Raw genomic sequence first — 13,168 nt, 5'->3', positions numbered from 1 at the left:
GCCGCCGCGTGGCGGAAGCCTGCTGGATCCGCTCCGCCCGCGCTCAGGGCACAGAGGGAGCGGCGGCGTCGCCCTCCGCTGTGTGCGTCTGGCGGGGATCTGCCTGGCCGGTCGCGGTCGCCTGGTTGGCGTCGCGGTCACGAGCGAGCGGGTCTTCCACCATGCCGGTGTCCGCGGTGAGCGGGCCCTGGGCGAGCCTGGTCAAAAGAGCCGGGCCCGTCACCGTGAGCGTCGCTACCTCGAGCACGCCGGCGAGAACGTCGTCGGGTCTCACGGCCGGGGTTCCGTGCCGTAACACCACTTGCAGTATCGCACACGTCTCAACCGACCCCGGTTCACTCGCGACGGTGAGTCGGAGAACGGCGGCCCGACAGTCGAACGAGCGAACCCCTCGTTTGGTCATGCGCTCGACCAGAATTTCCTCCCGGGCCAGGAACGCCGCCACCGCTGCCGCGGCCGGCTCCGGATCCACCCCCGGCAACGCGATCCGCCACTCACTGGCCTCCAGTTGCTCGGCCAGCGACCCGGGCCCGGCGACGACCACCTCGAGCACGTCCAGCCCGGGCGGCAGGGCCTCGTCGAGCGCAGCCCTGACCTGGTCGGCGTCCCGCTCGTGTGTGAGCGATATCTCCAGGTACTCCGCCTCCGAGGCGGCTCCGGTCGGCGCGGCGCCGGCGTACGAGATCTTCGGGTGCGGGCTGAAGCCGTGCGAGAACGCCACCGGCAGCTCGGCGCGCCGGACAGCGCGCTCGAACGCCCGCTGGAAGTCGCGGTGTGAGCTGAATCGCAGCCGCCCGCGCTTGGCGAACCGCACCCGCAGCTTCTGGACCGCGGGAAGCTGCTGTGACGGCGGAGCTTGAACTGGTGGCACGGCTCATATCCTCTCAGGCGAAGTGCCCCGGGGAGAACGCCGGGCACATGCCTGACGAGGAAGCCATCGACGGGCCGTTCGGCTCGGTCCTGGTCGGCGGCGACGGGAAGGTGCTGGGTGAGGTGCTGGGTCCGCGCAGGGCCGGGTCGGCCTCGGCCACATCGTCTACGCGACCTCGGCGGAGCTGGCCGACCAGTTCTGCGAGCTCCACGTCCGCTTCCGCCAGGGCCAGTAGCTCACGGCTGGGCGGCGGACTTTCCGGTCAGGTAGAGGGCCCAGCCGAGGAGGCCGAACGAGAGTAGGGCGAGGATCGTGCGGACCAGGTTGAAGGCCACCCATTTCGCCTCGTCGAACGCGGCCCGGGCTGCCGCGACATCGATCGTGGCCGGGTCGCCGGCGGCCTTCAGCGCGTCGTTCAGCGGGACGTTCACCGCCACCGTGAGGATCATCGAGACCAGGTACAGCACGAACGCGACCGCAATCCACGGCAGCGCCTTCTCCTTGAGGCTGAGCAGGCCGGCGAGCAGCGCGAACAGCAGCGCGCCGACGAAGCCGAGGCCGAGGAACAGCGGGTTCACGATCGCCCGGTCCACCGCGGTGAACGCCCCGACGAACGTCTTGTCGTCGGTCTTGGCCAGACCGGGCATGAACGCGTTCGCATAGATCGCATAGACGCCGGCCACCAGGCCGGTGGTCATCGTGGCCGCCATCAGGGACGCCACCCGCAGTCCGTTCATCTCACTCCTTCTGTACGGCGGGAACTCCCCGCACCAGAAAAGTTAGGAGAACGGCGCCGCCGGGGACATGTCGGCGAAACTCACGTCCATGTCTGCTCGGCTCAGAGCCTCGCGCACTGGCCGGATCGGGGCCCGGACACCGTGTTCGGCGCCTCGAGATCGGTCGGCGCCGGAGCGTTGGCCGAGCAGGCGAGCGGACCGTTGACGGTGTTTCCGGCCAGGGCCGGAGGCTGTGCGGTCGAGCTGTTGGTCACGGAGACCGGCCCCTGGACCGTGCTTCCGACGACAACCACACTCCGGCTGACGTGATCGGCGGCGACCGGGCCTGCGACGGTGGAGCGGAGGAGCTGCAGGTCCGCGGCCTGATCCGCGCGGACCGGACCGGACACTCTTGAACCGGTCGCCACGAGTGAAGCACCGGCCGCGACCAGGACGGGACCGTTCACGGTCGCGTTGGTCAGGCAGGTGACGCCGGAGCGGAGGTACAGCGGGCCGTTGCGCGTGCCGCTGATCGTCGTGGTGCAGACCGGCGCAGGGCGCAGGAGCGTCACCGCGAAGCGGCGCGGGCTCGCAATGTTGCCGGTGGCATCGATTGCGCGGTACTCGACCTGATGACGCCCGTATCCAGGCGGTACGTCGTCCCACGGCACCACCCGCGGTACGCCGAGCTTGCCGTACACGAGCTGGTCGATCTCGGTCCCCTCAGCCGTGAACTTGAACGGCGCGGACGCATCCGTCGGCCAGCCGTAGTAGTTGTACCAACCGTCACCGTCCACGCGGAACTCCGGTACGACGTACCCCGGGCTGTCGTCCGTTGCCGTGAGCCCCATTGTGAAGGCGTCGTTGTACACGTATTCGGGCCCGGTCGGTTTCTGCACTGTGAGCAGGGGTTTCGACATCGCCGGCGTGACGACCGCCTCGACGCCGTCGACGGTCCACGTGAGTGTCGACGTACCCGTCCGCGCGGTCAGCGCGTGCCGGCCGGTCAGCTTCAACGGCGCGAGCTCGAAGTCCCGGTCGTTGCCTGGGTTGGCCACAGTCTGCCCGTCGACCTGCCAGGTGATCGGGGCCTTCGCCTGCGTGGTCTCGGCGTACACGACCTCGTCGGCGCTCACCGGATGCTCGGTCGAGGTCGATCCCGTGAACGTCGGCGTACCGGTCGGCGGCTGCGCGGTCAGGGCGGTGTCGATGGTCCACGAGCGCGTGGCGGTCGGACGTACGGCGGGATCGCGGATGAACGTGGTCGGGTCCACGATCGTCGCGGTCAGGGCATGTTTCCCGGCGGTGAGGTGCAGGGTCGAGAGGTCGACGGCTCGGGCGTTCGCGGTCGGCAGCGTCGTACCGTCCACGGCCCAGGAGACCGTCAGTTCATGGTCGACCGGATGCAGGGTTTGCAGCCAGATGACCTGGTTTCCGGCGACCGCGCCGACGGGCGTGCTGTCCTGGAACAGGTTCGCTTTGGCCGAGAGTCGTTGGGTCATCCGCTCGCGCGCGACCTGGTCGAAGTAGTAGCCGAGCGCCTTCATCATCGAGTGCGCACTGGGCCGCCAGACGCCTGATCCGGCGTACATCCCGCCCTCGTAGCGGCCGATCGTGCCACCGGATTCCGACGGCTCCCCCAGCCAGCGGTACCACTTCGCGTGCTGGTCGAGCATTTGCTGCTCGGTCAGCAACGTGTGGTGGATCGAGGACGGCTCGGGACCGGCGTACGGCGCTCCGCGCTCGCCGCGGGCGTAGTAGTCGTACTCGTCCTGCAGTCCGCCCAGCGAGTGGCCGAGCTCGTGCGGCGTGATGAGGGCCGACAGCGCGTTCCCGCCGGACGCGGTCGCGTACGTCCCGCCCGCCCCGCCGTAGGTGTCGCTGTTGCCGATAGCAAGGATCTGGCGGTTGGCGGAGGTGGTGCCAGGGACCAGATCGGCGTACTGCGTCGCGGCCGCCGAGCTGACCGTCAGCAGGCGCTGGACGCTGCCCGGGTTGCAACCGCCCCAGAAACCCATCTGCAGCGGGGTGTCGCGCTGCGGCGAGGTGAGGCCGGGATCGCAGTCGACGCCGGACTCCGGGGAGGCGATCTCGACGGCGTAGACGTTGACGTAGTTCCGGTACGACTTGAACGGCTCGATGCTCCAGAGGATGTTCAGGTGCTTGTCGAGCTGCTCGCGGAACTTCGGCAGCTCGGCCGCGGTGTAACCGTCGCCCATCACCACCAGGTTGAACCGCGACGCCGCCGGACCGGTCACCTGGATCGGCACGACGGTCGCGTCCGGCGCTGCCGCTCTGGCCGGCATCGTGACGAGTGCGCCGGCGAGCAGCGCGAGTACCGCGGTCAGGACCTTGGTGCGCATGGTTCTCCCCCACCTGGGCGACGGTGTGGTCAGCAGCTTACGAAGGGGTACGCCACGATGTCAGCGGCTTCCGCGTGGCGACCCAGCACGATGCCCCGGCACCGGCACTAACTTGCATTCATGACCAATCCAACTGACGACACCATCGCCGTCGAACGCGAGCGCGTGATGCGTCCGGTGATCCGCCTGGTGGCGATCTACCTCGGCCTGAGCATCCTCATCGCGGTCCTCGTCGCCGTCTTCCACCACAGCGTGCTCAACTACCAGTTCGCCCATGCCCCGAACCACGACTCACCCGATCCGGCCGTCCGGGACCAGGTCCGGACCAGCCTGTCGTGGGCGCTGTGGTCGCGGCCCATCACGGCGCTGATCATCCTGCTCGTCTACCTGCGCATCATCAAAGGACTGCGGCACGGCAAGCGCTCGTCGTACCGGCGGATCCGTCTCGTGGCGATCGTGGTGACCGTGCTCAACGTGTACTACATCGCGTCCGGCCAGAATCCGGTCTGGATGAGCATCGGCCAGGGCCTCCAGATCGTCGTACTGATCACCACCTTCGTCCTCGCCAACCGCCCCGACGTCAAGGCACACTTCAGGCCTGCCCAGGGCGATTGATCCCGATCCGGGGTGCCGTACGGCATCATGAAGGTTCGGGGAACGCGTGAGGAAGGAATCCGATGACGGAACCGGCACAGTCGCCGCGGCGGGAGCCGGACCCTGCGGTCGTGGATGCCGGTGACGGCGACGGCAAGGGCATCTACTGGGTGCTGAAGAACGTGGTGGTCGGGCCACCGGTGAAGCGCATCTTCCGGCCGAACGTGGTCGGTGCCGACAACATCCCGGAGCTGGGCCCGGCGATCATCGCCAGCAACCACCTCTCGTACTCCGACTGGATCTTCATGCCGCTGGTACTGCGGCGCCGGGTCACGTTCGTCGCGAAGTCCGACTACTTCACCGGCGCCGGGATCAAGGGCCGGTTCCAGCGGGGGTTCTTCAAGGGCACCGGGCAGGTGCCGATCGACCGGTCCGGCGGTTCGGCCTCCGAAGGCGCGATGCGGGCCGGCATGAAGGTGCTGGAGCGCGGCGAGCTGTTCGGGATCTACCCGGAGGGGACGCGGTCGCACGACGGGCGGCTGTACAAGGGCCGGACGGGCGTGGCCCGCCTCGCGCTGGAGGCCAAGGTGCCGGTGATCCCGTGCGGCGTGATCGGGACCGACGTGGTCGCGCCGCCCGGCAAGGTCGTCGCGTCGTTCGCCTCCCCCACGGTGAAGTTCGGCGAGCCGCTGGACTTCTCGCGGTACGAAGGGATGGAGAGCGACCGGCTGATCCTGCGGGCCGTCACCGACGAGATCATGTACAAGATCATGGAGCTGTCCGGGCAGGAGTACATCGATATGTACGCCACCAAGGCCAAGGCACTCGAGGGCCGCGCGGTCACCGGCGCACCGGAGAAGGTCCGCAAGACGGACACCTGATCCGTCTGCTGAGACGTCCGGGGTCTAGGCTGGTAGACCGTGGACGGATCGATCGCATACCAGGGTGAGCCAGGCGCCAATTCGGCGATGGCGTGCACCGAGATGTTCCCCGAGCGCGAGCAACTGCCCTGTACGACGTTCGAGGACGCGCTCGAGGCAGTCAGCAGCGGGCGCGCCGGGCTCGCGATGATCCCCGTCGACAACTCGATCGCCGGGCGGGTCGCGGACATCCACCACCTGCTGCCGGAGTCCGGGCTGCATATCGTCGGTGAGTACTTCCTGCCGATCCACTTCCAGCTGCTCGCCACCGCCGGTACGTCGATCGACCAGATCCGGACCGTCCGTAGCCACGTGCACGCGCTCGGTCAGTGCCGCAAGATCATCCGCGAACACGGCTGGTCGACGGTCGTGGCCGACGACACCGCCGGCGCGGCCCGCGAGGTCGCCGAGCTGGGCGACCCGACGGTCGCGGCGCTCTCGCCCCGTGCGGCCGCCGAGCTGTACGGCCTCGAGACGCTCGCGTCCGACGTCGAGGACGAGCACCACAACACGACCCGCTTCCTGGTCCTGTCCCGCGAGCCGGAGGTCCCGCCGGTCGGCTCAGGTCCGGTCATCACCAGCTTCGTGTACCGCGTGCGGAACGTGTCCGCCGCGCTGTACAAGGCGCTCGGTGGGTTCGCCACCAACAGCGTGAACATGACGAAGCTGGAGTCGTACCAGCTGGGCGGCATGTTCTTCGCCACCCAGTTCTACGCCGACATCGAAGGGCACCCGGAGGACCCGAACGTCGCGCTGGCTCTTGAGGAGCTGGCCTTCTTCTCCGTCGAGGTGCGCGTGCTCGGGGTCTACCCGTCGCATCCCTTCCGCACCCAGATCGCCGAACCCGCCGCGAACCGCGCCCTCCGTCCCCACCACTGACCGGTTGTTTCGGGGTGTAGTCAGCCCCGCGTGCTTCCCGGTCGCCGCTCGGTGGCATGTGCGCGTGGTTGTTCGGACGTGGGCGCATAGGGTGCGCGGGTGGAGATTATTGCGGTGGACGGACAGGACGCTGACGTGTTTCGGCGGTTCTACGAGGTGAAGTTCGGGGTTCGGCAGGAAGAGCTCGAGTTTCCGGTGGGGTTGGGGGTTGAGGAGGCTCGGGTGGTGATGGCTGGGTCGCATGCTGATGTGCGGGCCGACGGGCTCGGGTTGGTGGATGGGGATACCTGGCTGGGGATTGCCTGGCTGGACTGGTGGTTGGTGGGGAATACCGACACGGTGGATATCGAGCTTGCGGTGGTTCCGGAGTACCGGCGGCGTGGGGTTGCCAGTCGGTTGCTGGAGGCGGCGGTCGAGCGGGCGCGGGCGGAGGGACGGCGGATCCTGTCGGGGACGAACATGGCGGGCGATCCGGTGACGGGTGACAGTCCGGGTGCAGCGTTCGCGGCGGCGCGGGGGTTCGAGCAGAAGCATGCCGAGTTGCATCAGGTTGTTGAGCTGCCCGTGGACTTGTCGGCGTTCGGGCGGCCGGTGGACGGGTACGAGCTGGTCCAGTGGCGTGAGCAGGCGCCGGACGAGTGGCTCGAGCAGTTCGTGGAGTTGCTGAGTGGGATGAGCGAGGACGTGCCGACCGGCGACCGGACGGACGAGCCCGTGCAGTGGACGCCGGAGCTGGTGCGGGACGCCGAGGCCCGGCGGGTGGCTCAAGGGCGGTTCACGTACACCACAGCCGCCGTTCACACCACGTCCGGCGAGCTGGCGGCGTACACCCAGATGGGCGGTACGCCGGAAACCCCGGACCGCCTCAACCAGTACGACACCTACGTACGCCGTACCCACCGCGGCAACGGTCTCGGCATCGCGGTCAAGGCCCCGAACCTGCGCGCGATCCAGGCCGGTGTCGCGCGCCCCGCCGTACTCCACACCTGGAACGCGCCGGAGAACACCCCGATGATCGCGGTCAACACCAAGCTCGGATTCCGCCCGGTCGCGCAACGGACGATGTGGGAGCGGGTCCTCTAGGCGAAACTCCACGCCGGGTGGTTGGCCGCGAGCACGTCGCGATGCCCGTGCCAGTCCGCCGCGGCGATGGCAGCGACATCGAGCACCGTCGGCCGCCCGGACCGCAGTTCGTACCCCCACGTGAACGCAGCGATCGGCACGACAGTGCGCGAGCGGATCACGTCGGGTACGACGACGAGGAACGTGTCCGCACGCCACGTCCCGTCGGGATGGTCCGGGTTGGCCGGCGCATCGAAGAACGTCGGCAGGTAGCCGTACGCGTAGAACGGGTCGGTCGCGTCGAGGTTCGGCGCGAGATCGACCGAGACGTCGGACCCGCGCGCGACGACCTGGATCCAGCCCATGATCGCGTTGAGGCCGTGGCCGTGGTACCGGATCGGCGCGGTGCAGATCGGGAAGCCCCGGAAGGCCTCGGCGTTCAGACCGGGTACGACGAGTTGATGCCCGGACGCCCACGGGTCGTCGTTCGGCACGACCCGCACCGAGATCAGCCCGCGGTGAGCCCGGGTCTCGAACGGGACTGACAGCTCTTGGCGCATAGCGCACATTGTGCGGTATGGGTTAGCTTCTTCACGCCCGGTGATTCCGCCCTCACCCTGGGAGAGATTGTGTCGCTGACGAAGTCCTCGCCGATCCGGTTGCTCATCGCCGCGATCGTGCTCGCGTTCTCGCCGCTCACTCCGACGTACGCCGCTCCGCCCGGCCCGGCGGCACCCGTCGCACCGGCCGTCCGGTCGAGCGGCGCCGAGGTCGTGCAGGTTACGCAGGTCGCGGATCGCCTCACCGACCTGTCCGTGCGATCCCCGGCCCTCGGCAACCGGATCGTCAAGGTCCGCCTGCTCACCCCGGACGGCTGGAATCCCAAAGCCAAGAACCAGCACTGGCCCACCTTCTGGCTGCTGCACGGCTGCTGCGGCGACTACACCTCCTGGTCCGGCACGGACATCGCGCAGATCGCCGAACTGCGCAAGGTCCTCGTCGTGATGCCGGAGGCCGGCTGGAACGGCTGGTACAGCGACTGGTGGAACTACGGCGCCGGCGGCGACCCGGCCTGGGAGACCTTCCACACCGTCGAGCTGCGGCACCTCCTCGAGCAGGGCTGGGGTGCGAGCAGCAACCGCGTCGTGGCCGGGCTCTCGATGGGCGGCCAGGGCGCGCTCCTGTACGCCGCGCGGCATCCCGGCATGTTCCGCGCGGTCGCGGCGTACTCCGGGTCGGCGCATCCGTTGCTCAACGACGAGTCGGTCAACCGGATCATGGGATTCTTCGCCGGACAGGGAAACGACCCGCTCCGCGTCTGGGGCGACCCGGTCGCGCAGCGAGGCATCTGGGCCGCGCACGATCCGTACTACCTTGCGCAGAAGCTGAAGTCGCTGCCCGTCTACCTGTCCTGTGGCGACGGCACAGCCGGCCCGTTCGATCCGCCAGGCAAGACGGATGCGTTGGAGGCCGACTTCAACCGGCAGAACCATGCGCTGGCAGCCCAACTCGCCCGCGTCGGCGCGAAGCACGTCACCACGAACTTCTACGGCCCCGGCACCCACGGCTGGCTCTACTGGCAACGCGAGCTGCACAGTTCGCTGCCGATGCTTCTCAGTGCACTCCACGTCCGCTGAAGCCTTGTCTGCAAGCGGTTATGGGAGCAAGGTGAAACGCAGAACAGTGACTTGGGGGCCGACTGTTCGGTGGGGGAAGGCGGTATGGACCGCCTTCGGTCGAGGGGTGCGCTGGGGGTGAATCTTCTCGGTTCGGCGCGCGTACGCCGACCTGCTCGTGCGCCCCCGCCGGAAGGGGGAGAGATGCCGAGGAAGGCCAACGGGCGAGCGGACAAGCACCCGGACGACCACCGGATGCCGGGCGAGGTCCCGGCCGCCGAGCAGGTCACGAACGGGCACGCCGCGAACGGACAGCCCGCGGCGGACGGCATGCCGATGACTGGGGCACCGGCCTCGAGCAGTACGACGATGAGCGGCGGCGGATCGCCCGCCGCAGACATGGGCGGCGGCGGGTCACCGGCAGCCGACATGGGCAGCGGCGGATCGCCCGCGGCGGACATGGGCGGCGGCGGATCGCCTGCAGGCGCGGGGATGACGGGCGGCGGCCAGGCCAGTGGTGCCGGTATGAGCGGCGCGGACGGGCGAACAGAGTTCCCGACTCGCAGGCAGTGCGGTGTGATGGATGTGCACCGGCGACTGCTGTCGACCAACCCCGCGTACGCCGCGGCACGGTCCGCACTCGAAACCGCGACGATGGACTACGTCTCCCGCCAGGAACGTCTCGCCGGGACCGCTCGGATCCCGTGTGTCGTCCACGTCGTCTGGAACACCAACGCCCAGAACATCTCGCAGGCCCAGATCGACAGCCAGATCGACGTACTGAACCGCGACTACCGGGCCACCAACCCGGACACCAGCATCGTGCCGGGCGTGTTCAGCGGCCTGATCGCGGACTCGCGGGTCGAGTTCTTCCTCGCGACCGAGGACCCGAACGGGAACCCGACGACCGGCGTCACCCGGACCCAGACGAGTACGACGGGCTTCGGCACCGACGACAAGGTGAAGTCGTCGGCGACCGGCGGCATCGACCCGTGGGACACCACCCGCTACCTGAACATCTGGGTGTGTCAGCTTGGCGGCGGTCTGCTCGGGTACGCGCAGTTCCCGGGTGGTCCGGCGAACACCGACGGCGTGGTGATCCTGCACAGCGGGTTCGGCACGAACGGTACGGCGGCGGCGCCGTTCGACCTCGGCCGGACGGCGACCCACGAGGTCGGGCACTACCTGAACCTGTTCCACATCTGGGGCGACGACGGCAGCGGCTGCAGCGGCACCGACGAATGCGCCGACACCCCGAACGCGGCCGGCCCGAACTTCGGCGTACCGACGTTCCCGCACGTGACGTGCAGCAACGGGCCGAACGGTGACCTGTTCTACGACTACATGGACTACACCGACGACCGCGGCATGGTCATGTTCACCACCGACCAGGTGGCGCGGATGCAGGCGACGCTGGACACCGTCCGCCAGGACCTGCCGTTCATCGACTCCGACCGTACGCCGGAACCGGCCGGCTCGGTGGTCTCCTGGGGCGCGAACCGGCTCGACGCGTTCGTGCTCGGCACCGATCTGGCGATGTATCACAAGTGGTGGAACGGATCGGCCTGGGGACCGTCCGTCGCCGGCTACGAGTCCTTGGGTGGTGTCTGCATGAGTGCTCCTGAAGTCGCGTCCTGGGGCCCGAACCGGCTCGACGCGTTCGTCCTCGGCACCGACCACGCGCTGTACCACAAGTGGTGGGACGGCTCGTCCTGGAACGGCTACGAGTACCTCGGCGGCGTCTGCATGAGCCCGCCGCGGCTGGCCACCTGGGGCGAGAACCGGCTGGACGCCTTCGTCCTCGGCACCGACCGGGCGCTGTACCACAAGTGGTGGGACGGCTCGTCCTGGAACGGCTACGAGTACCTCGGCGGGGTCTGCATGAGCCCACCGGAAGTGGTTGCCTGGGGCCCCGATCGGCTCGACACGTTCGTCCTGGGCACGGACAACGCGGTCTATCACAAGTGGTGGGACGGCTCGTCGTGGAGCGGGTACGAGTACCTCGGCGGCGTCTGCGCCTCACCCCCGCGGGTGGTGGCGTGGGGCGAGAACCGGCTCGACCTGTTCGTCATCGGCACCGACTCGGCGCTGTACCACAAGTGGTGGGACGGCTCGTCGTGGAGCGGGTACGAGTACATGGGCGGCGTGTGTACGACGGCGCCGACCGTGGTCTCGTGGGGCTCGGACCGGCTGGACGTGTTCGTGCTCGGCACCGACTCCGCGCTCTACCACAAGTGGTGGGACGGGACCGCCTGGGGACCGTCCGTCACCGGGTACGAGTACATGGGCGGGATCTGCACCGACGAGCCACGCGTGGTCTCGTGGGACACGAACCGGCTCGACGTGTTCGTCACCGGCACCGACAAGCAGCTCTACCACAAGTGGTGGGACGGATCGGCCTGGGGACCGTCGCTGACCGGGTACGAAGGACTCGGCGGGACCATCAGCGACTTCAGGGTCACGGTTCCTGATTCGCCCGCCTCGATCGGACAGGCGGTACGGACCTGACCACCACGCCGACCGGGCGCTGGACGCACTCCTTCGAGGAGGACCACGACGGGATCAGCGTCTACCGCCGCGACGACTTCGCCTTCCCACCGGCCCGTGGCCGGCGGGGGGTGGAGTTCCGCCCGGACGGGACGTTCGCACCGCTGATGATCGGCCGCGGTGACGCCCCCTCCCCCGGCCCGCCGGGGCGCTGGGACCCGGCCGGCCGCCTGCACCTCCCGGACGGGACCGGGCGGATCGTGTCCTCGGCGCCCGATCGACTCGAGATTGCTTGGCAGGACCAACAATGAATGTGCGCTATCTCGTCGTACCGACCGTGGATGCCGCTGGCGGCGCGCGGTCGGCGCGGTTCGGGGACAAGACCCTCCTCTGGGTCCCGGCCGACCAACGCCTCGGCCGGGCCTCCCGGACCGCTCCCGGTCTGCTGCTCGTCACGCAGGTGGGCCGGAGTTTCCAGGACGACTACCCCGATGTCGTGCCGCTGCTCGATCACGGCCGGCATCTGGTCATCTCGTCTGCCGACAAACCCCGTCGGCGGTCCAACCATCATTGGCGGATCGAGCCGCTCCGCCCGAACACGACGGTCGTCGACAATCAGACGGTCTCCGCCGCGCGGGCCGACCCGGTCGTCGCGGACCTGGTCCGGGACGTGTCCACGACGTCGTACCAGAGCGACCTGACCTGGCTGGCGAGCCTTCCGACCAGGCATTCGCTGAGTACGACGTTCACCCAGGCGATGGACTTGGCCGCCGACCGAATGGTTGCCCTCGGCTACCAGGTGACCCGGATGCCGATCACCGTCGGCGCCGGCCACTCGGCGGACCTGATCGGCGATCGGCCCGGCGTCGGCACCGATCGCCAACTGGTCGTCGTGACCGCGCATCTGGACTCGATCAATATCGCGGGCGGTCCGGCCGCGACGTCCCCGGGCGCGGACGACAACGGCAGCGGCTCGGCCGGCGTACTCGAGCTCGGCCGCCTGCTGTCCACGCGCAGCTGGCAGCACGACATTCGCCTGATCCTGTTCGGCGGCGAGGAGGAAGGCCTGTTCGGCAGCAAGCAGTACGTCGCCGCGCTGCCGCCGGCGGAGCGGTCCCGGATTCGCGCCGTACTCAACATGGACATGATCGGGACCAAGAACACCGCGACACCGGGCGTGCTGCTCGAAGGCGCACAGGTGTCGTCAGCGCAGATCGCCGCCCTCGCGACCGCGGCCGCCACGTACACCGGGCTGACGGTCGAGACCTCGCTGAACCCGTTCGCCAGCGACCACGTCCCGTTCATCAACGCCGGCGTACCGGCCGTTCTGACGATCGAGGGCGGGGACAGCGCGAACGGCCACATCCACTCCGCCAACGACACGCTGAACTTCATCGACTGGTCGCTGGCCACGGAGATCCTGCGGATGAACATCGCCGCCCTGGCCGGCTGGCTCGAACCGGCCGCGGTGCGACGCCGTCCACAACCAGCGGGCTCAGTGGTCTCCTGGGGCCCCGGCCGGATCGACGTGTTCGCGGTCGGCATGGACTCCGCCCTGCACCACAAGGCCTTCGACGGAAACTGGAGCGACTTCGAGTCGCTAGGAGGTGGTGTCCAGGCGGTGTCCGCTGGATCACCGGACACCGCCTAAGCTGACATG

General features: G+C 68.9%; 13 protein-coding genes. 8 read left to right on the top strand and 5 right to left on the bottom strand.

Annotated features, from left to right (window positions below; all coding sequences use genetic code 11):
- Positions 1-43: 43 nt before the first annotated feature.
- From OHA18_RS27160 to OHA18_RS27145, 4 genes are all read right to left on the bottom strand, one after another.
- Complete coding sequence (locus tag OHA18_RS27160) at positions 44-871, bottom strand: TIGR03936 family radical SAM-associated protein (protein ID WP_328998131.1); 828 nt, start codon at positions 869-871, stop codon at positions 44-46.
- Between the two features lie 13 nt (positions 872-884).
- Positions 885-1,082, bottom strand: a complete 198-nt coding sequence (locus OHA18_RS27155) for a hypothetical protein (RefSeq protein WP_328998130.1) — start codon at positions 1,080-1,082, stop codon at positions 885-887.
- A 25-nt stretch (positions 1,083-1,107) separates the two neighbouring features.
- Complete coding sequence (locus tag OHA18_RS27150) at positions 1,108-1,608, bottom strand: anthrone oxygenase family protein (protein ID WP_328998129.1); 501 nt, start codon at positions 1,606-1,608, stop codon at positions 1,108-1,110.
- 101 nt (positions 1,609-1,709) lie between these two features.
- The gene (locus OHA18_RS27145; protein ID WP_328998128.1) at positions 1,710-3,950 is read right to left on the bottom strand and encodes a M64 family metallopeptidase; all 2,241 of its coding nucleotides are present in this window, start codon (positions 3,948-3,950) and stop codon (positions 1,710-1,712) included.
- Between the two features lie 120 nt (positions 3,951-4,070).
- Between OHA18_RS27145 and OHA18_RS27140 the strand changes: the two genes are divergently transcribed.
- From OHA18_RS27140 to OHA18_RS27125, 4 genes are all read left to right on the top strand, one after another.
- Complete coding sequence (locus OHA18_RS27140) at positions 4,071-4,565, top strand: hypothetical protein (RefSeq protein WP_328998127.1); 495 nt, start codon at positions 4,071-4,073, stop codon at positions 4,563-4,565.
- A gap of 62 nt (positions 4,566-4,627) precedes the next feature.
- Positions 4,628-5,425 carry a lysophospholipid acyltransferase family protein gene (locus OHA18_RS27135; protein WP_328998126.1) on the top strand — a complete coding sequence of 266 codons (798 nt, stop codon included), beginning with the start codon at positions 4,628-4,630 and terminating at the stop codon, positions 5,423-5,425.
- 39 nt (positions 5,426-5,464) lie between these two features.
- A complete protein-coding gene (locus OHA18_RS27130; protein WP_328998125.1) occupies positions 5,465-6,343 on the top strand; it encodes a prephenate dehydratase in 879 nt (292 codons plus the stop codon).
- A 99-nt stretch (positions 6,344-6,442) separates the two neighbouring features.
- Positions 6,443-7,426 carry a GNAT family N-acetyltransferase gene (locus tag OHA18_RS27125; protein ID WP_328998124.1) on the top strand — a complete coding sequence of 328 codons (984 nt, stop codon included), beginning with the start codon at positions 6,443-6,445 and terminating at the stop codon, positions 7,424-7,426.
- On the opposite strand, the gene OHA18_RS27120 is transcribed toward OHA18_RS27125, so the two are convergent.
- Positions 7,423-7,965, bottom strand: coding sequence for a hypothetical protein (locus tag OHA18_RS27120; protein ID WP_328998123.1), 543 nt, complete (start codon positions 7,963-7,965; stop codon positions 7,423-7,425). The genes OHA18_RS27125 and OHA18_RS27120 overlap by 4 nt on opposite strands.
- Positions 7,966-8,034: 69 nt before the next feature.
- Between OHA18_RS27120 and OHA18_RS27115 the strand changes: the two genes are divergently transcribed.
- The 4 genes from OHA18_RS27115 (at position 8,035) to OHA18_RS27100 (ending at position 13,159) form a co-directional block, all read left to right on the top strand.
- The gene (locus tag OHA18_RS27115) at positions 8,035-9,042 is read left to right on the top strand and encodes an alpha/beta hydrolase (RefSeq protein ID WP_328998122.1); all 1,008 of its coding nucleotides are present in this window, start codon (positions 8,035-8,037) and stop codon (positions 9,040-9,042) included.
- Between the two features lie 183 nt (positions 9,043-9,225).
- Positions 9,226-11,529: a M43 family zinc metalloprotease gene (locus OHA18_RS27110; protein WP_328998121.1), complete on the top strand. Its 2,304-nt coding sequence runs from the start codon at positions 9,226-9,228 to the stop codon at positions 11,527-11,529.
- 110 nt (positions 11,530-11,639) lie between these two features.
- Complete coding sequence (locus OHA18_RS27105; protein ID WP_328998120.1) at positions 11,640-11,819, top strand: hypothetical protein; 180 nt, start codon at positions 11,640-11,642, stop codon at positions 11,817-11,819.
- Positions 11,816-13,159: a M28 family metallopeptidase gene (locus OHA18_RS27100; protein ID WP_328998119.1), complete on the top strand. Its 1,344-nt coding sequence runs from the start codon at positions 11,816-11,818 to the stop codon at positions 13,157-13,159. The genes OHA18_RS27105 and OHA18_RS27100 overlap by 4 nt, the downstream gene beginning before the upstream one ends.
- The last annotated feature ends 9 nt before the right edge of the window (positions 13,160-13,168 follow it).

Source organism: Kribbella sp. NBC_00709 (genome assembly GCF_036226565.1).
Classification (GTDB): Bacteria; Actinomycetota; Actinomycetes; order Propionibacteriales; family Kribbellaceae; genus Kribbella.
The sequence above is the reverse complement of the archived record's forward strand: the minus strand, read 5'-3'. Positions and strand labels throughout refer to the sequence as shown.

Excerpts from the sequence above, each read along its gene's own strand:
- OHA18_RS27150 (WP_328998129.1), bottom strand. The coding sequence starts at position 1,608 with ATGAACGGACTGCGGGTGGCGTCCCTGATGGCGGCCACGATGACCACC.
- OHA18_RS27145 (WP_328998128.1), bottom strand. The coding sequence starts at position 3,950 with ATGCGCACCAAGGTCCTGACCGCGGTACTCGCGCTGCTCGCCGGCGCA.
- OHA18_RS27140 (WP_328998127.1), top strand. The coding sequence starts at position 4,071 with ATGACCAATCCAACTGACGACACCATCGCCGTCGAACGCGAGCGCGTG.
- OHA18_RS27135 (WP_328998126.1), top strand. The coding sequence starts at position 4,628 with ATGACGGAACCGGCACAGTCGCCGCGGCGGGAGCCGGACCCTGCGGTC.
- OHA18_RS27120 (WP_328998123.1), bottom strand. The coding sequence starts at position 7,965 with ATGCGCCAAGAGCTGTCAGTCCCGTTCGAGACCCGGGCTCACCGCGGG.
- OHA18_RS27110 (WP_328998121.1), top strand. The coding sequence starts at position 9,226 with ATGCCGAGGAAGGCCAACGGGCGAGCGGACAAGCACCCGGACGACCAC.
- OHA18_RS27100 (WP_328998119.1), top strand. The coding sequence starts at position 11,816 with ATGAATGTGCGCTATCTCGTCGTACCGACCGTGGATGCCGCTGGCGGC.